The following is a 16,890-nucleotide window of genomic DNA, read 5'->3' as shown; positions in this document are numbered from 1 at the left end:
TCAGACATATTTTTCTGGTATGTACAACCGCATATAAAGATAACCATCCTCCATATCGTCTGTTATTTTAAAGCCTATGTTGCTCCAAAATCTTTGTGCGGTTCTATTTTCTGGATTAACCGGTAAGGAGATTCTTCTTGCATTAAATTCTTCACACAAATATTTAATACAAAGTTTAGCCGCTGCTGATCCATAGCCTCTTTTTTGAAAACGGTTATCTATCATAAAATTTATGATTTGGGGGTTATTTTCACCAATATACATTGAAACAAAACCCACCATTACATTATCGGCATAAATTGCAAAAGGGCGTGAATCATCATAAAATACCCATGCTTCGGCTAATGACCACGCTACAGAATCTACAAAGTCCAAATTGGTATCAGTTGTATGCATGTTTAAACATTCTTCGTAATTTTCACTATTAACTTTTCTTAACTCTAGCAAAGCAATATCACCCTTCAAACGTAGTTATGACTGTTTATTGATACGTGCTGAGCGAGTTGTAAGTTTCATTAATTGGAAATAAACAACTTTCTACTATCATTTTTCTTTAGGGAAGGACACCGAATGCATCAGTCGAATAAGAGTGGGGAAGGGGGAGTAGGCATGGATTGGAAGGCATTTGAACAGTTTGCAGAGAAAATACGGGTTGTGGAAGAAATCCCGGGAATGGCGATAGGTGCTGCGCGGAACGGGGAGCACCTTTTTGTGAGCGGCTTTGGGACGATTGAAGCAGGAGGAGAAGCAAACATAACGCCCGATACGGTTTTCGGAACGGCATCCGTGACCAAGTCGTTCACGGCGCTCGCTATACATATCCTGGCCGCGGAAGGAAAGCTCTCGCTTACGGACCAGGCAGTCCAGTATCTGCCGGAAGCAGAATCGGTACCCATTATCAGAGCTGCTGAGATACGGCATCTCCTCTCACATACAACCGGCATGCCGCCGGTGAGGCGGCGTGAAGAAATAGAGGGCTTTGTTGTACATATCAGGTATCTGGAAAATCTGGACCTGAAACCGATCGGTGAACCTGGCGAGCGGATCAGCTATTCAAATGATGCATTCCTGCTGCTTGGCGCAATCATTGAACAGGTGTCAGGCATAAATTACCGGGAATTCATCATGGAACGCATTGTCCAGCCTGCCGGTATGAAGAGAACCACTTTCACGCCACCCGGGCAGGGAGTGCATTCGAACACCGCTGTTCAATACACGGAGAAACTTCTACCGGTGAATTGGCCGTCACTCGGCAATTATGCAGTCGGCGGCGGTATCCGCTCGACGGTGAATGATTTGCTCGTCTACGGAAGATTGTATACGGACCGTGCATTCCGTGAATCTGTGATCGGAAATGTCGATACAGCGGGGATGCAAGAACGTGTTGCCATGGTCGATGAAAACACATTCTACGGCCATGGCCTGATGGTTACGCCTGACTTTGGAGGCGCCGACCTCGTCCACCACGGAGGAGGCCAGCCGGGTGTCTCTTCCTCATTTGGCTTCCTTCCCGAAAAGGGAATCACCGTTGCCGTCCTCACGAACCGGACGGGTGTGCCGGCGGAAACGCTGATGAAGGGCGCCATCTATACAGCGCTTGGTCGTTCTCCTGAGGAGTCGATGGCTCCTCTTCCCGAGATTCCAGTATCATCGGATGAACTAAAGACATTCACCGGACATTACCGAAACGACGAAGATCCGGACGGCTTCCGGATCGATGCGAATGACAGAGGACTGGTGATGCTGACCGACGGGCGCACAGACCATCTGCGGCCGGTGGCACCTGCACAATTCCAAAATGCTCGTACCGGTAAGCTTGTCAGGTTCGAAGTAGAGAGCCATGGGGAAGATGCCATGGCATTCACAGGGCTGCGGGTGTATTGGAAAGAAGCCGGAAATAAAGAGTGAACGACGCGAAATGGTGGGTTGCGGTCTCGAAATAAGGCGCTGAAGGCGCGAAATCCCGAGTTGCCGACGCGAATTTCAGTGTTGCCGACGCAAAAGGCCCCGCCCCCTAAACCAATTAGTAAGGACGATCCAAAGCCTAGGTGCTCCAGTTCGATGCGAGGAGTCATGGGGAAGTTGCCATGGCATTTACAGGGCTGCGTGTGTATTGGAAAGACCGGTTGGATTCTTGAAGCACAATGACATCTTTCCTACATTCTCATTAAAGCGAACAAAAGCCTTCATCCACATCAACCGGATGAAGGCTCTTTTTTTAATTCACCTATATGAATCATGAATTGGCTGAAACAGGTCCTCCGTTGCATTTCTGACTACAGAAAAGTGCTCAACATTGTAATGACCGTGAAGCGTTTCGTTATGATGCTTGATGATTTGTTCTGCACTTAAATCGCCACTGTCTGTAGTTGAATGTCCGTCACCTACTAAGGTGGTATCCAAACCGCTTATAGTTGCCGATCTGACTGCACTGTCAATACAATACTGTGTTTGGCACCCCATGATGACCACATGCTCAATATCTTGAGATTGCAGGTGATTCAGTAACCCTGTTCCATGGAAAGAATTCGTTGCAGTTTTATCAAAAATCCTCGAATCTGCTGGCACATTTATTTCTTCGTGAACTTGAAATCCTTTCCCTTTCCCTTCAGCCACATCTAAATCTCTTACAAAGACAATGGGAACATTCGATTTTTTTGCTTTTTCAATGACTAAGTTAATATTCCTGATCAGTTGCTCTTTATTATAAACAGCACTTTCTTCTTGATTTCCTTCGATTAACTCTTGTTGTGCGTCAATAATTAATAATGTTTGATTCAAATGATTTTCCCCCTTTCGAATATAAGATTCCCCTGTCCCCAAGGATTTTTTATTATTAATTCCTAATATTTAGATATTAACATCATCTTTATGGAATTGAAATGATGATTCTTGACGCTGATAAAATGCTTGAGGATAGCTGGGGGAGATGCCGACGTGAAAACAGGAGATGTGGACGCGAACTCTGATGTTGCAGTCGCGAACCTTTGAGTTGCCGACGCGAAACGAGATGTTGCCGACGCCAATTGATAGTTTGCCGACGCAAAAGCACCCCCGCTCCCTCCAAATAAAAAAGACGATCCGAACAGCTTACGCTCCGGATCGTCCGTTTACCTATTCAGTTCTCCGGTACCGGCTCATAGCGGGATGGGTCCGGGACGAAGTACAGGATGATGCCGCCAATGATGAACAGCACGACGAGGCTAAAGACGCCGGCGTTCGTGTTGCCTGTCATCTGGGCCGTGACACCGACAAGGAGAGGGCCCATGATCGAGGCGAACTTCCCGAAGATGTTGTAGAAGCCGAAGAATTCGTTGGAGTTCTCTTTCGGGACCAGCCGTCCGAAGTAGGAGCGGCTGAGCGCCTGGATGCCGCCCTGTGAGGTGCCGACGAGCATGGCGAGCACCCAGAAGTCGGCGACGGAGTCCATCGAGTAGGCATAGATGCAGACGAAGGTGTAGACGGCGATGCCGACATACAGGATCTGCTTCGTGCCGAACCGGTCGGCAAGCCGGCCGTAGAGGATCGCAAACGGAGCGGCGATCACCTGGGTCACGAACAGGATAATCAGCAGGCTGTTGGCATCGATGCCAAGGTCCGTGCCGTACGCGGTCGACATGGAGATGATCGTGCCGACACCGTCGATGTAGAAGAAGTAGGCAAGCAGGAACAAAAACAGGCCGCGGTATTTCCTGATTTCCCGGAACGTGTTGCCGAGGCGTTTGAATGCCTGCGCGACCGGTTTCGGCTCGGGTTCAATAAAGTGGATCTGATGCACATGCCGGAACATCGGCACCGAGAAGAAGAGCCACCATGCGGCGGTGATCAGAAATGCCGCCCGGCTTGCATTAGTCACGGAAAGCGGAATGACACCGGACTGAGACAGCAGGATGATCGCAATCGAGATGATGAAAGGAATCGTGCTCCCGATATATCCGATTCCGTAACCAAATGCCGAGACACGGTTCATGCGTTCCGAGGTGGACACGTCGGTAAGGAACGAGTCATAGAACACATTCGCCCCTGTCGAGCCGAGTGCGGCAAATGTGTAGACGACGAGCAGCATCAGCCAGTTGTCCGCAGGGATGAAAGCGAGTGCGGCTGTCGCACCGGTACCCAGGATGAAGAAGCCGGTAAAGAACTTTTTCTTCATGCCGCGGTAATCCGCAATCGTTCCGAGTATGGGGGCCAACATGGCCAGAATGAACGTAAAGATGGAGATGGTGTAGCCAAGGTAAGCGGTCGAGTCGGTTGCGCTTACTCCCGCATTGGTCGCTGCGGCCTTATAGAACAGCGGGAAGACGGCAGTGGTGATGATGATGGAATAGGCGGAGTTGGCCCAGTCGTAGAACGCCCAGCTTTTCTCTTCTTTTGTCAGCCGGAATTTCAAGTCGTTCCCCCCTCGAAAATATCGTCACTTGCTACCATTGTATCAATATGGCTTCCGGGAAAGGTTAAGTTTCTGAAAATTTTTCCTGTAAATAGGGAGGGAAACAGCAGGATTGGTTCCGGACCTCTATTTTTAGTATGATGGAATTGTCTATACACCGGATAGGAAGTGGGTAACATGGGGCATCTCATCGTGTCGGGCCTGACGAAGACCGTCGGGGACAAGACACTGTTCAACGATATCAGCTTTACCATCAACGAAGGGGACCGGATCGGCCTGATCGGCATCAACGGTACCGGCAAGTCGACGCTTCTGTCGATTATCGCAGGAGAGCTTGATGCGGACTCGGCATCGTTCGATCATCCGAATGACTACCGGATCGCCCATTTGCCGCAGGATCCGCGTCCGGACCCCGAGCTCACCGTGCTTCAGACCGTGTTTGGAGGGGACTCCCCACTGATCCGGCTGAACCGGGAGTACGAGGAAGTGCTTCGCGCGCTCGGGAACGATCCGGAAAACACCGCGGTCCAGGACCGGTTTGCGAAGCTGCAGAACCGGATGGACGCGGATGGAGGCTGGGACCTGAACGCACGCGCAAAAACCATTCTCTCGAAACTGGGAATCTCCGATTATGAAGCAAGAATGGGAAGCCTTTCCGGAGGACAGCGAAAACGCGTGGCACTAGCCAGGGTGCTGCTCGAGCCGGCAGGTCTCCTGCTTCTTGACGAACCGACCAACCATCTGGACGTTACGTCGATCGAGTGGCTGCAGGATTACCTCAAGCAGACCGGCGGCGCAATGCTGTTCATCACGCACGACCGCTACTTTCTGGATTCGGTCGCGACCAAAGTCTACGAGCTTGCCGACCGGACGCTATACAGCCACCGGGGGACCTACTCGGACTTCCTTGAGGCGAAGGCGCTCCGGATCGAGCAGAATGAGGCAACCCTCGAGAAAAACAAGAACCGCTACCGGAACGAGCTGAAATGGATCCGAAGGGGTGCAAAGGCCCGTTCGACCAAGCAGAAGGCACGGATCGGCAGGTTTGAGGAACTGTCCGAGAAAGTGAAGAAAGAGGACGGCCCGGATCCGCTTGACCTGTCGCTTGCTGCATCCCGCCTCGGCAAGAAAGTGCTCGAGGGGGAGCGGATTACAAAAGGGTATGGCGGCAGGGATATCATCAAAGACTTCTCGTTCCTTCTCCAGGGCGGAGACCGCGTCGCTGTAATCGGACCCAACGGAGCGGGCAAGTCTACGCTCATGAATCTGCTGGCCGGTTCCATTGAGCCGGACAGCGGCGTATTGGACCGGGGTGAGACGGTGAAGATTGCACACTTCACCCAGCATCTGCCCGAGATGGATCCAAATCAGCGGATCATCTCCTATGTCACGGAGGCCTCGAACGATATCCGAAGGCAGGACGGCACGCGTTATTCCGCCGTGCAGATGCTCGAGCAGTTCCTTTTCCCCTCCAGTGTCCACGGGACGCTGATCGGCAAGCTGTCCGGCGGCGAACGGAAGCGGCTGTATCTGCTTCGGCTCCTGATCGAGCAGCCGAACGTTTTGCTTCTGGATGAGCCGACCAATGATCTGGACCTGGAGACACTGTCGGTGCTTGAAACGTTCATCGACTCATTCCCTGGGGTAGTCGTGACGATCTCACATGACCGTTTCTTCCTTGATCGGACCTCCCGCAAACTCTGGATTCTGGATGGGTCGGGGGATGTCACGCAGGAACTCGGTCTTTATACTGACTACCTGGAGAAGTCAGCAAAGCTGGATAAAGAAGCAGCCACCCAGCCTGCAGGTGAGGAGAAGCCGGTACAGCAACCGGATAAGCCGAAGAAAAAGAAGATGACTCTCGGTGAGAAAAAGGAATGGGAAGAGATCGGCAGCAAGATCGAGGCGGCCGAGCAGGCGATCATGGAAGCGGAAGAGGCGCTCGCTGATGCGGGTGCGGACTACGGGAAAGTGAGTGAAATCTCCGCCCGGCTTGATGAGCTGAATCAGCAGTATGAGGTCCTCATCGAGCGCTGGAGCTATCTCGAAGAAATCGCCCAAGCATGATTGACACAGGAGGCATGGGAACATGAAAATAATCACAATCGAACCGACGCCGAGTCCGAACTCGATGAAAGTGGTCATCGACAGGGAACTGCCGTTCGGCAAGGCATTCAACTATAAACCGGATAACTTGGAAGAAGCCCCGGAATTTATCCGTCAGATTTTCGAAATCGAAGGCGTGAAGGGCATCTATCAGGTCATGGACTTCCTCGCGATTGAGCGGAGCGGCAAGTATGACTGGGAACCGATCCTGGCAGGCGTCCGCGAGGTGTTCGGTGAAGAGCAGGAAGCCGGCACCGGAGCAACTGAAGCGGACGAACACTTTGGTGAGGTATACATCCACGTCCAGCAGTATAAAGGAGTCCCAATCCAGGTGAAGGTGTTCGATGACCAGGTAGAGGAACGCTTCGGGCTTGGCCAGCGGTTTGTTGATGTCATGAGTGCGCTCATGGAAGGTGATGATGAGAACTACATCCTTCAGCGAAAATGGGCGGATTACGGCATCCGGTATGGCGACAAGAAAGAGATCGGTGAAGAGGTCGTCAAGGAAATTGAAGCCGCCTACCCTCAGGAACGGCTGGATGCCATCAAGGAGGCAGGCAGCGAGACGAAAGAAGCGCCCGTCCTTGGCCGCCGAAGGGTAACGCTGGAGGAATACCGGGCGGCCGGAAGCTGGGAAGAGCGATTCCGGCTTCTCGACCAGCTGCCTGACCCGGACATGACCGACGTCCCGCTTCTGATGGAGGCACTGAAGGACGAGAAGATGTCGATCCGCCGGCTGGCCGTGGTCTATCTAGGCATGATCGAGGATCCGGCTGTTGTTCCATATATCGAAAAGGCGATGGAGGATAAGAGTGCACCGGTCCGCCGCACGGCAGCCGATGCGATGAGCGACCTCGGTTTTTCTGAGTTCGAGGACCTCGCGATCCGAACGCTCAAGGATAAAAGCAAGATTGTCCGCTGGCGGGGTGCCATGTATCTGTATGAAACCGGTACTGAAAAAGCGCTGCCTGCCCTTCAGGAACTGGAAGACGATCCGGAATTCGAGGTCAAGCTCCAGGCGAAGATGGCCGCTGCCCGGATTGCCGGCGGAGAGGAAGCAAAAGGGTCGATGTGGAAGCAGATGACCGAGATGAGAACAAAAGCGAAAGGGGAATGAACAATGGAAGCATATGAAGCATACATGAAGCAGGTGGCAGAACCGATGCGCCGCGAACTGACAGGACAGGGGTTCCAGGAACTGACGACAGCTGAGGAAGTGGATGCATTCATGGCGTCGGCAGAAGGAACATCACTCGTCGTCATCAACTCCGTCTGCGGCTGCGCGGCAGGACTTGCGCGCCCTGCAGTGACCGGAGCCCTGGAGGAACTGGATAAGAAACCGGACAACCTCGTCACGGTGTTCGCCGGCCAGGACCGGGAAGCAACAGAGAAAATGCGCGGCTATTTCGAGGAAGTGCCTCCGAGCTCGCCTTCAATTGCCGTACTTGAGGGATCCGAGCTGAAATACTTCATTCCGCGTGAACAGATTGAAGACCATGACCTGGAACAGGTCCAATCACATGTTTCCGGTGTTCTCCGGCAGATGGTGAAGTGAACCAGCCCATCGTGACCACCGGCCAGCATCCGGATGAGGAAAGCGTCCGTCTCGCGGAGCAGGTCGCCGGGGAACTCGGCACAGACTTTGTGCCCCGGAGGAAACGGTCGGTCCGCAAGCTGATGACAGAATTCGGCAGGCCGGTGGTCGTGGCGGGCAAGGAACGGTACGAGTACCACACCGACCCGGAAGTGAAGCCGCTGTTCTTCCATCCGGGCCTTGCCGCCATCCGGATTAAACGGCTGCAGCGGGGCGGCAATGATGCCATGGTTGAGGTGTGCGACCTGGGACCAGGGGATGCTTTCCTCGACTGTACGATGGGCCTTGCCTCCGACAGCACCGTCGCATCATTTGTCATAGGCCCCTCCGGAAAGGTTACGGCCTGTGAGGCCGATCCGATGGTCACCTATATTGTCGGTCATGGGCTGGCAACCTACAGTGACTCGCCGGAAGAAGTACTGGTCGCCATGCGCCGGATTGATGTCCGGAATGCACGTGCTGCCGATTTTCTTGAAAGTTGTGCGGCAGATAGCTACGAGATCGTTTACCTTGACCCGATGTTCGAAGAGGCGATTGAGGAATCTGCCGCCTTCGCACCGCTCCGTTCCGCCGGCGTCCATGATCTGCCGGATGACCGGCTCTTCCGGGAGGCCGTCCGGGTCGCCCGAAGGCGTGTTGTCCTGAAAGCCCATTTTCGCTCGGAACTTTTCAGCCGGTACGGATTTACGAGGATTGACCGTGCAAATACAAAATTCCATTACGGCTATATCGAGATTGAATGATAGGCAAAAGCACCCGTACGGATGATCCGTACGGGTGCTTTTGTGAAAAAATTTTAATAAGTGTAAATTGAACAGCGGGTTCTTGTATAATTAGAGTATTCAATATTTGGAGAGTTGCCGGTGCCATGTTGGCCGGCGTCTGCTCCCCGAAGGAGATAGCAAGTATGAGTGATCGCCTGGAACAAGAACTGATACGCTCCAACCAGTTTGACGATGCCAGGGAACGGCTGAAGGCAAAAATGACCTTGCTCCTGGAACAGATACCGAAGGGAATCAAGGAGGCGGAGTCAGGCAATGCCGCAGCCGCAGCCGCATATCTTTCTGCCACCCAGAAGATTCTCACCGCGGCGATGGCGGAAGAGGAAAGCGCCTATAACCGGCTGATGGGGCAGAAAGCAGATTCTCCCGAGAAACAAGAAGAAACTCCCTGAACAATAGGTTCCGGGAGTTTCGTTTCCCCTGATAAGGGGGTGGTGGTTGATTGCTGATCAGTGAGTGAAGTTGAAGTAGCTCAGATAGGCAAGAAGCCCGAGGAAGCCGATTCCGATCCAGATGCTTGCGTCCATCATTGTACCTCCTTTGGAGCTTGGGAACTATTTATATTCAGTCCTCGTCTATTGTACAATGAAAACAGCGAGAAGGAAACCACTATACATAACAGCTGCTAATAGCTGCCGGTTATTAGATAAAACAGGGGGATGACCATGAAGAAGTGGATTCAGAAGTCTTTGATGGCTGCCGTGGCGCTCGTTACATTCGGCTTTATCACACCGAGCCATGAAATCTGGGATCAGCTGCTCGATGAACGTGGCCAGAAGGAGATAGCGGGCAGTACCGGAACCGCCGTTGCAGCCGAACTGCCGACAACGATCACAGAAGCGGATGAAGCGCCATTTTCGGAGTTGGCGAAAGCTGCAGCGCGTGACCAGTCTTACGAGAAATTCGGATCAAAGATCGGACCTGCCATCTCGGATGAGTTCGACCAGGTCATCCTCCCGAAAATCGAAGAAGCGATTGAGATGACGCTTTCGTCGATTGATGATGATGCGTTCCGCTCGCTCTCCATCAGCGAACATCCCGCAGGAGGATACTCGGAAAAAATCTTTCACATTTTCGACACAGAAAGCGGCCGGGACCTGATCCGTTTCCACGTCCGGACGGACAAGCGTCCGCTTGACGGTTATTACTTCAACTTCCACTATCACACCGCAGAAGACGGATACAGCCGCCATATTGTGCTCGGCGACATCTTCTGGTCCAAGAACACACCCCCTAAATGGCTTTCATGAAGATCTGATTGGGACCCGATTCCCAGTCGGGTCTTTTCTTTATTCTAGCCACATTCTCACGTACAATAAGGGATGATATACATACGAAATCCGGCAGCAAGCTCGCCGGATGCCCGCATTTGGAGGTTGAATCGATGGAACAATACCTGCAGCTTTGCAGAACAATCATGGAAAACGGAACGGAAAAGGGCGACCGGACGGGTACCGGAACACGAAGCATTTTCGGTCACCAGATGCGGTTTGACCTGAGTGAAGGATTCCCGCTCATGACAACGAAAAAAACAGCGTTTCGCCTGATCGTCTCGGAATTGCTCTGGTTCATCAAGGGAGACACGAATATCCGGACTCTTATTATGGAACGGAACCGGATCTGGGATGAATGGGCATTTGAAAAATACGTGAGAAGTGACGAATACAGCGGTTCTGACATGACGGACTTTGGACGGAGAGCAGCCAAGGATCCTCAATTTAAGGAAGTTCTCGATCAGGAAATGGACAAGTTCCGTGAAAAGATCCTGTCAGATGAGCGTTTCGCGGAGGCATATGGAGACCTGGGGCCGGTCTATGGCCGGCAATGGCGCTCCTGGCCGGACGGCCGGGGCGGAACGATCGACCAGCTCAAGAACGTCATCGAGTCCATCCGGAACAACCCCGATTCCCGGCGCCATATCGTGAGCGCTTGGAATCCGGCCGAGGTGGAGGACATGGCGCTGCCGCCATGCCACACGCTGTTCCAGTTCTACGTTGCGGACGGCAAGCTCTCGTGCCAGCTATACCAGCGCAGTGCGGATGTCTTCCTCGGGGTGCCGTTCAACATTGCTTCCTACGCACTCCTGACCCATCTGATCGCACGGGAAACAGGACTGGAGCCGGGAGAGTTTATCCATACGCTTGGTGATGCGCACATCTACTCCAACCACTACGACCAGGTGAACGAGCAGCTTTCCCGCGATCCGCGGAAACTGCCGACTCTCTTCATCGATTCCGATGACAAATCCATCTTTGAGCTGGAAACTTCGGATATCCGTGTGGAAGGATACGACCCGCATCCGAAAATCAAAGCGCCGATTGCGGTCTGATTCAATCGAAGGAGGAAAAATGATGATTTCCTATATTGTGGCACACGATCCGAACCTCGTAATCGGAAAAGACAATCAGCTTCCCTGGCATCTGCCGGGTGATCTGGCCTACTTCAAAAAACAGACGATGGGCAAGGCGATGGTCATGGGACGCAAGACGTTCGAATCAATCGGCCGTCCGCTCCCCGGGCGCCTGAATATTGTCGTCACCCGCAACCCTGACTATGTGGCAGAGGGCGCGGTTGTCGTAAACACTGTCGAAAAGGCGGTCAGCCGAGCAGAAGAATACGCGTCCGAAGTGATGGTCATCGGGGGAGCAGGTATTTTCAATGAGATGATGGACCGGGTAGACCGGCTATATGTCACGCTTGTGAAGCAGGCATTCGAAGGGGATACGTATTTCCCGGAATACAGGGACAGTTGGGTGCTTATCTCCAAGTCCGAGGAACATGAATCCGATGAAGGCGTTCCGTATGACTACCGTATTTATGAAAAAAAGCAGACGCTTTAAGTTATAGTCCGGAGGATGGTGCCGTCGGTACGGCGCAAAACACGTCAAAATAAAAAGCAGCCGGTAATCCGGCTGCCGTTTCAGGCGTAGAGCAGTATGGAGAAATACATTGCGGCGCTGCCACCGATGACAAACAGGTGCCAGATGGCATGGTTGTACGGAATCCGGCGCCAGGCATAAAAGATGGCGCCGACGGTATAGAACAAGCCTCCGATGACGAGAAGCGCGATTCCTGCGTTTCCGATGACTGCATGGAGGGGTCGGATCGCAAAGATGATCAGCCAGCCCATCGCAATGTAGAAGATGACGGATACGGCTTCATACCGGTGGATGAAGAATACCTTGAACATGATTCCGAGGACGGCAAGCCCCCAGACGATTCCAAACAGCGTCCATCCGAGCGTCCCGCCAAGTGACGTCAGGACGAGCGGGGTATAGGTTCCGGCAATCAGCACATAAATGGACGAATGGTCGAGTATGGAGAAGAATCGCTTATATTTTGCAGGCATACTATGAAGCAATGTCGACATGAGGTACAGCACGAGCATGGAGACGCCAAAAATGGTGTAGGCAGTGATGTGGAGAGCAGAGCCATGCTCGCTGCCCTTCAGGATGAGGAAGATGAGCGCCGGAATGCTCAGTACGAAACCGAATCCGTGCGTGATGGCGTTCCACATTTCTTCCTTTTTGTTCTTGTAGTCGAAGGCCATTTGCCTCCACCCCTCTTTCCTTGACTTTGTCGTCCGCCGGATTCTATTCTTCTCTTACCAGATCTATCAGCAAGAGAATCAGCACAATCTGAAAGGGCGACAAAATGACAACCATTCATATCGTAACAGACTCAACAGCAGATATCAGTAGCGAGGCCGTCCGTGAGTTCGGCATCCATGTCGTTCCGCTCTCCATCCAAATCGGGGGGAAGACGTATACCGATCGGGTAGACCTGTCCCCGGAAGAATTCCTGGACAAGATGAAAGAGAGTGAGGAGCTGCCGAAAAGCTCCCAGCCGCCTGTCGGGATATTCAAGGAACTGTACGAATCGATCGGAAAAGACGGCGGGAAAATCCTGTCCATCCATATGACAGGAGGCATGAGCGGTACCGTGGAATCGGCCCGGGCCGCCGCTGAACTGGCCGACGCCGACGTCACCGTAGTGGATTCGGAATTTATTTCTTTTGCCCTGTCGTTCCAGGTGCTGGAAGCAGCCGGGATGGCGAAGGAAGGAAAAGACTTGGAGGAGATTCTGGAGCGCGTCCGTACCGTCCGGAAAAACACTGCATTATATGTGGTTGTGGATACACTTGAGAATCTCGTGAAAGGCGGCAGAATCGGCAAGGGGAGGGCGATGCTCGGTTCCCTTATGAACATCAAGCCGATTGCAGCACTTAAGGAAGGCGTCTATACGCCTGTCGGCAAGGCAAGAAGCCACAAACAGGTCGTCAGGCAACTTTTTAAAGAATTCAAAGAGCAGACGGTCGGACGCAGGCTCCGGGCGGTCGGCATCTCGCACGCAAACGGGCTGAATATGGCTGTTCCGCTCAAGCAGATGATTGAAGAGGACGGATTCCAGGACGTGAAGCTGATGTTCACCTCTCCCGTCATCAGCACCCATACCGGTCCCGGAGCGATTGGCTTCATGTATTACTGGGATTGAGCATGGAAGGCGGGGAGCCTGCGGTTCCCCGCTTTTTGTTTCGAAAAGGGGAAGAGAGATGAAAAAATGGATTTGGATGCTTGCGGCGGTCCTTTTCCTGACCGGCTGCATGCCGGGGGGCGAGCCGGGAAGTTTCGAGAAGATCGGAGAAACCGGCTTTGGAGAATTCGAAGTGCCGCCCACTTTTGCACCGAGAACTGTTGTGCTGGTCGGACTCGGGGACTCCCTTACCCAGGGGGTCGGCGATGAAAGAAAACGGGAAGGATACGTCGGGCGTCTCGCGGTTAGGATGGAGGAATGGGAAGGCGTCAAAGGCGTAGAAATCCAGAACCTGGCAAAAAGGGGCAGGCGGAGCGATCAGCTGGAGGAACAGCTGTCCGACCCCAGGGTCCGGGAGACCATTTCGGAGGCTGATATCCTTACGCTGACCATTGGCGGGAACGACCTGATGAAGGTCGTCAAGAAGGATTTGTTTAACCTGGACGCGAAAGCTTTTGAAGGGAAACTGGAACCCTTCATGGACCGGCTTTCGACTACGCTCTTTCAGGTGCGCAGGTCCAATCCAGATGCCGTACTCATCATACTGGGCCTTTATAACCCGCTGACAGTGGTAACAGATGAAGAAAGCGAGTTCGACGGGATTCTATCCGAATGGAACGCTGTCCTCGAAGACGCGGCGGTTGCCGATGGCCGGGCGTGTTTTGTCCCGGTCGATGACTTGTTCGTTTCCAACCGGGATCTCGTTTATCACACAGACTTTTTCCATCCGAACAGCAAGGGTTACAGCAGGATGACGGACAGGATCATTGAATCCCTGTCACGATGCGGTTTGAACAGGCTATCCGGCGGGGAATTGGAATTTTGAGAGGGGGATGCCGGGTGAACAAATGGAAAATCGCGTTTTTTCTTTTAGCTGCACTGATCGTAACCGGCGTCCTTGCAGTCATGTTTTGGATCAGCCGGCCGGTCGACGGGACCCCGCTCCCTGAGGCCGCTCCGGCCGGCCAACAGGTGGACAGGCTGACGGTGACTGCGACCCGGGATGACCTGGAGGGTATCGCCAATACGTATATCCGGCAGGCGATCAACAACGATAAGATTCCGGTCGCGCTGGAATTTGAAGACGATGTGCTCCTCGTGTCCGAGCTGACGGTGTTTGCCGTCCAGTTGCCGGTCATGATGCATTTTGAGCCGGTGGTGCTTGAAGACGGCAACCTGTCACTCAAGCAGAAATCGGTGGAGGTCGGAAACCTGACGATTCCGCCTTCCACCATCCTGAAGCTTCTCGGTGACACAGTCGGTCTTCCGGCTTGGATGATCGTAAGGCCGAAGGAAGAAGAACTGTTCATCGACCTGTCCAGGCTGCCCGTATCAGGGGGCATACAGGTGAGGGCGAAAGAGATCAATCTTCCGGAGGATGAGATCGAACTTGAAATCCTCATCCCACGGAAATAGGAGGCATGGCATGGGAACCGAAAAAGCAACATTTGCAGGGGGCTGCTTTTGGTGCATGGTGAAGCCCTTCCACAAATATGACGGTGTGGAATCGGTCGTGTCCGGCTACACCGGTGGGCATGTGCCGAATCCGACCTACCGGCAAGTGTGTTCGGAGACGACCGGCCACTATGAGGCGGTCGAAATCATATTTGACCCGGAGGTCATCTCATACGGGGAACTGCTTGATATTTTCTGGCGGCAGATCGATCCGACCGATCCCGGCGGCCAGTTTTACGACCGCGGCGATTCTTACAGGACGGCGATCTTCTATCACGATGACGAACAGAAAGCAGCCGCCGAGCAGTCCAAGGAAAAGCTGGAGGCTTCGGGGCGGTTTGACGGACCGATCGCCGTCAGAATTCTTCCGGCCAAAGAATTTTATCCGGCAGAAGAAGAACACCAGGATTACTACATGAAGAACCCGGCCCATTACAACCGATATTTTGCGGGTTCCGGAAGAAAAGCATTCCAGGAAACCATGTGGGAGGAGTAACAGGATGAACAAAGAAGATCTGAAGCAGAAGCTTACGCCGATGCAATATAAAGTCACCCAGGAAAACGGCACCGAACCGCCGTTCCAGAATGAATATGATGCCCATTACGAAGAGGGAATCTATGTGGATATCGTCTCGGGCAAGCCGCTCTTTTCATCAAAAGACAAGTACGATGCGGGATGCGGGTGGCCGAGCTTCACGAAACCGATCGAGGACACCGAAGTCACGGAACACTTTGACACCAGCTATGGTATGCGCCGAACGGAAGTCCGGAGCAAAACTGCGGACTCCCACCTCGGCCACGTCTTTCCTGACGGACCGAGAGAAGCGGGCGGCCTGCGCTACTGCATCAACTCCGCAGCCCTCCGCTTCGTTCCGAAGGACAAGCTTGAAGAGGAAGGCTATGGGAACTATCTGAAGCTGTTTGGTGAATAAATTCGGCAAGCAGTGAATCAACCAGGAAAGGGCGGTGGTCCGATGAGGCGAACATTCTATCAGTACCTCATGTCCCACCGGGGAGGGCCGAAAGACGACCCGCGTGCGGTATTCGCGGAGGCGGCATTTCTCGACCATGAATTCCCCAAGACGGAAATCGGATTTGATCCGCTGTCCCGCTATCTTGAAGAGCGGGCGGACCCGGACATGCCATCGCGTGTTTTTGATGAATTGTGGGAAGAATACCGGGAGACCGACTGAGACTAGGCGTCCGTTTTGGCGGGCGCCGGTGTTGTGATTGCGGGCGGTCCAAAAACACGATATGATGGAAAAGAATTTGTGAAAGCGGGGTTTAATCAGATGAGTATCCACATTAGTGCAAAAAAAGGCGAAATCGCCGACACGATCCTACTGCCGGGCGATCCGCTCCGTGCAAAGTACATTGCAGAGACGTTCCTGGAAGATGTAGAGCAATTCAACGAAGTCCGGAATATGTTCGGCTATACGGGAACCTATAAAGGAAAGCGGGTTTCCGTAATGGGTACCGGGATGGGCATACCGTCAATCTCCATCTACATCACTGAACTGATGCAGGAGTATGATGTACAGAAGCTGATCCGTGTGGGCACATGCGGCGCGATCCAGAAGGACGTCAAGGTCCGTGACGTCATCATCGCCCAGAGCGCATCCACGAACTCCAAATTTAACGAGATCATCTTTAAGGGAATGGATTATGCGCCGACGGCAGATTTCGATCTGCTGCTGAAAGCATACGAAGCAGGACGTGAAAAAGGTCTGAATCTGAAAGTCGGCAACGTCTTCACGGAAGATCTCTTCTACAGTGAGGATTCCGATCACAAAAAATATGCGGACTACGGTGTCCTGGCCGTTGAGATGGAATCGGCGGCACTTTATACGCACGCTGCAAAGTTCGGCCGCCAGGCACTTTCCGTTCTGACGGTGAGCGACCATATCCTGACAGGCGAAGCAACATCCTCCGAGGAGCGCCAGACGACATTCAACGAAATGATCGAAGTCGCCCTCGAAGCGGCTATCCAGTAAAGACCGGATCGACCGCCATCGGACGGTGGCGGTCTT

At 53.1% G+C, this 16,890-nt stretch carries 20 protein-coding genes; 16 read left to right on the top strand and 4 right to left on the bottom strand.

Annotated elements, in window-relative coordinates:
* Positions 1–447: a GNAT family N-acetyltransferase gene (locus tag AV656_RS02935; RefSeq protein WP_063178634.1), complete on the bottom strand. Its 447-nt coding sequence runs from the start codon at positions 445–447 to the stop codon at positions 1–3.
* A 162-nt stretch (positions 448–609) separates the two neighbouring features.
* Between AV656_RS02935 and AV656_RS02930 the strand changes: the two genes are divergently transcribed.
* On the top strand, positions 610–1,908 hold the full coding sequence (locus AV656_RS02930) for a serine hydrolase domain-containing protein (protein WP_063178632.1): 1,299 nt from the start codon (positions 610–612) through the stop codon (positions 1,906–1,908).
* Between the two features lie 315 nt (positions 1,909–2,223).
* Here AV656_RS02930 and AV656_RS02925 read toward each other — a convergent pair whose 3' ends face one another.
* The gene (locus tag AV656_RS02925) at positions 2,224–2,781 is read right to left on the bottom strand and encodes a cysteine hydrolase family protein (RefSeq protein ID WP_063178630.1); all 558 of its coding nucleotides are present in this window, start codon (positions 2,779–2,781) and stop codon (positions 2,224–2,226) included.
* 337 nt (positions 2,782–3,118) lie between these two features.
* Complete coding sequence (locus AV656_RS02920) at positions 3,119–4,390, bottom strand: MFS transporter (RefSeq protein WP_063178628.1); 1,272 nt, start codon at positions 4,388–4,390, stop codon at positions 3,119–3,121.
* Positions 4,391–4,567: 177 nt separating this feature from the next.
* On the opposite strand from AV656_RS02920, the gene AV656_RS02915 reads away from it, so the two are divergent.
* From AV656_RS02915 to AV656_RS02880, 8 genes are all read left to right on the top strand, one after another.
* On the top strand, positions 4,568–6,457 hold the full coding sequence (locus AV656_RS02915; RefSeq protein ID WP_063178626.1) for an ABC-F family ATP-binding cassette domain-containing protein: 1,890 nt from the start codon (positions 4,568–4,570) through the stop codon (positions 6,455–6,457).
* Between the two features lie 22 nt (positions 6,458–6,479).
* Positions 6,480–7,613 carry a conserved virulence factor C family protein gene (locus AV656_RS02910; protein ID WP_063178624.1) on the top strand — a complete coding sequence of 378 codons (1,134 nt, stop codon included), beginning with the start codon at positions 6,480–6,482 and terminating at the stop codon, positions 7,611–7,613.
* 3 nt (positions 7,614–7,616) lie between these two features.
* Positions 7,617–8,051: a BrxA/BrxB family bacilliredoxin gene (locus tag AV656_RS02905; protein WP_063178622.1), complete on the top strand. Its 435-nt coding sequence runs from the start codon at positions 7,617–7,619 to the stop codon at positions 8,049–8,051.
* Positions 8,048–8,833 (top strand): class I SAM-dependent methyltransferase, encoded by a 786-nt coding sequence (locus AV656_RS02900; protein WP_063178620.1) that lies wholly within the window; start codon positions 8,048–8,050, stop codon positions 8,831–8,833. Before AV656_RS02905 ends, AV656_RS02900 begins: the two co-directional genes overlap by 4 nt.
* A 164-nt stretch (positions 8,834–8,997) precedes the next feature.
* Positions 8,998–9,264 carry a hypothetical protein gene (locus AV656_RS02895; protein WP_063178618.1) on the top strand — a complete coding sequence of 89 codons (267 nt, stop codon included), beginning with the start codon at positions 8,998–9,000 and terminating at the stop codon, positions 9,262–9,264.
* A 273-nt stretch (positions 9,265–9,537) separates the two neighbouring features.
* A complete protein-coding gene (locus AV656_RS02890; protein ID WP_063178615.1) occupies positions 9,538–10,122 on the top strand; it encodes a YpjP family protein in 585 nt (194 codons plus the stop codon).
* A 134-nt stretch (positions 10,123–10,256) separates the two neighbouring features.
* Positions 10,257–11,201: a thymidylate synthase gene (locus tag AV656_RS02885; protein ID WP_063178613.1), complete on the top strand. Its 945-nt coding sequence runs from the start codon at positions 10,257–10,259 to the stop codon at positions 11,199–11,201.
* A gap of 22 nt (positions 11,202–11,223) precedes the next feature.
* Positions 11,224–11,712, top strand: coding sequence for a dihydrofolate reductase (locus AV656_RS02880; protein WP_063178611.1), 489 nt, complete (start codon positions 11,224–11,226; stop codon positions 11,710–11,712).
* Between the two features lie 80 nt (positions 11,713–11,792).
* Here AV656_RS02880 and trhA read toward each other — a convergent pair whose 3' ends face one another.
* Positions 11,793–12,422: a PAQR family membrane homeostasis protein TrhA gene (gene trhA, locus AV656_RS02875; protein WP_063178609.1), complete on the bottom strand. Its 630-nt coding sequence runs from the start codon at positions 12,420–12,422 to the stop codon at positions 11,793–11,795.
* 104 nt (positions 12,423–12,526) lie between these two features.
* On the opposite strand from trhA, the gene AV656_RS02870 reads away from it, so the two are divergent.
* The 7 genes from AV656_RS02870 (at position 12,527) to deoD (ending at position 16,854) form a co-directional block, all read left to right on the top strand.
* Complete coding sequence (locus AV656_RS02870) at positions 12,527–13,366, top strand: DegV family protein (RefSeq protein WP_063178607.1); 840 nt, start codon at positions 12,527–12,529, stop codon at positions 13,364–13,366.
* Positions 13,367–13,424: 58 nt separating this feature from the next.
* Positions 13,425–14,231, top strand: a complete 807-nt coding sequence (locus AV656_RS02865; RefSeq protein WP_231877222.1) for an SGNH/GDSL hydrolase family protein — start codon at positions 13,425–13,427, stop codon at positions 14,229–14,231.
* 14 nt (positions 14,232–14,245) lie between these two features.
* Positions 14,246–14,821 (top strand): YpmS family protein, encoded by a 576-nt coding sequence (locus AV656_RS02860; protein ID WP_063178605.1) that lies wholly within the window; start codon positions 14,246–14,248, stop codon positions 14,819–14,821.
* Positions 14,822–14,831: 10 nt separating this feature from the next.
* Positions 14,832–15,356: a peptide-methionine (S)-S-oxide reductase MsrA gene (gene msrA, locus AV656_RS02855; RefSeq protein ID WP_063178603.1), complete on the top strand. Its 525-nt coding sequence runs from the start codon at positions 14,832–14,834 to the stop codon at positions 15,354–15,356.
* A gap of 4 nt (positions 15,357–15,360) precedes the next feature.
* Positions 15,361–15,792 carry a peptide-methionine (R)-S-oxide reductase MsrB gene (msrB, locus tag AV656_RS02850; protein WP_063178601.1) on the top strand — a complete coding sequence of 144 codons (432 nt, stop codon included), beginning with the start codon at positions 15,361–15,363 and terminating at the stop codon, positions 15,790–15,792.
* 42 nt (positions 15,793–15,834) lie between these two features.
* A complete protein-coding gene (locus tag AV656_RS02845) occupies positions 15,835–16,053 on the top strand; it encodes a YozE family protein (RefSeq protein ID WP_063178599.1) in 219 nt (72 codons plus the stop codon).
* Between the two features lie 99 nt (positions 16,054–16,152).
* Positions 16,153–16,854: a purine-nucleoside phosphorylase gene (gene deoD / locus AV656_RS02840; protein ID WP_063178931.1), complete on the top strand. Its 702-nt coding sequence runs from the start codon at positions 16,153–16,155 to the stop codon at positions 16,852–16,854.
* Positions 16,855–16,890: the final 36 nt, after the last annotated feature.

It is taken from the genome of Bhargavaea cecembensis, assembly GCF_001619585.1.
In the GTDB taxonomy this organism is placed as follows: Bacteria; Bacillota; Bacilli; order Bacillales_A; family Planococcaceae; genus Bhargavaea; species Bhargavaea cecembensis_A.
Note: the sequence above shows the minus strand (reverse complement) of the source record. Positions and strands in the feature narration are given on the sequence as shown.

Bases quoted from the DNA above. Each gene is read 5' to 3' on its own strand.
- AV656_RS02930 (WP_063178632.1), top strand. From the start codon at position 610: ATGGATTGGAAGGCATTTGAACAGTTTGCAGAGAAAATACGGGTTGTG.
- AV656_RS02915 (WP_063178626.1), top strand. From the start codon at position 4,568: ATGGGGCATCTCATCGTGTCGGGCCTGACGAAGACCGTCGGGGACAAG.
- AV656_RS02910 (WP_063178624.1), top strand. From the start codon at position 6,480: ATGAAAATAATCACAATCGAACCGACGCCGAGTCCGAACTCGATGAAA.
- AV656_RS02905 (WP_063178622.1), top strand. From the start codon at position 7,617: ATGGAAGCATATGAAGCATACATGAAGCAGGTGGCAGAACCGATGCGC.
- AV656_RS02895 (WP_063178618.1), top strand. From the start codon at position 8,998: ATGAGTGATCGCCTGGAACAAGAACTGATACGCTCCAACCAGTTTGAC.
- AV656_RS02890 (WP_063178615.1), top strand. From the start codon at position 9,538: ATGAAGAAGTGGATTCAGAAGTCTTTGATGGCTGCCGTGGCGCTCGTT.
- AV656_RS02885 (WP_063178613.1), top strand. From the start codon at position 10,257: ATGGAACAATACCTGCAGCTTTGCAGAACAATCATGGAAAACGGAACG.
- AV656_RS02880 (WP_063178611.1), top strand. From the start codon at position 11,224: ATGATTTCCTATATTGTGGCACACGATCCGAACCTCGTAATCGGAAAA.
- trhA (WP_063178609.1), bottom strand. From the start codon at position 12,422: ATGGCCTTCGACTACAAGAACAAAAAGGAAGAAATGTGGAACGCCATC.
- AV656_RS02870 (WP_063178607.1), top strand. From the start codon at position 12,527: ATGACAACCATTCATATCGTAACAGACTCAACAGCAGATATCAGTAGC.
- AV656_RS02865 (WP_231877222.1), top strand. From the start codon at position 13,425: ATGAAAAAATGGATTTGGATGCTTGCGGCGGTCCTTTTCCTGACCGGC.
- msrA (WP_063178603.1), top strand. From the start codon at position 14,832: ATGGGAACCGAAAAAGCAACATTTGCAGGGGGCTGCTTTTGGTGCATG.
- msrB (WP_063178601.1), top strand. From the start codon at position 15,361: ATGAACAAAGAAGATCTGAAGCAGAAGCTTACGCCGATGCAATATAAA.
- AV656_RS02845 (WP_063178599.1), top strand. From the start codon at position 15,835: ATGAGGCGAACATTCTATCAGTACCTCATGTCCCACCGGGGAGGGCCG.
- deoD (WP_063178931.1), top strand. From the start codon at position 16,153: ATGAGTATCCACATTAGTGCAAAAAAAGGCGAAATCGCCGACACGATC.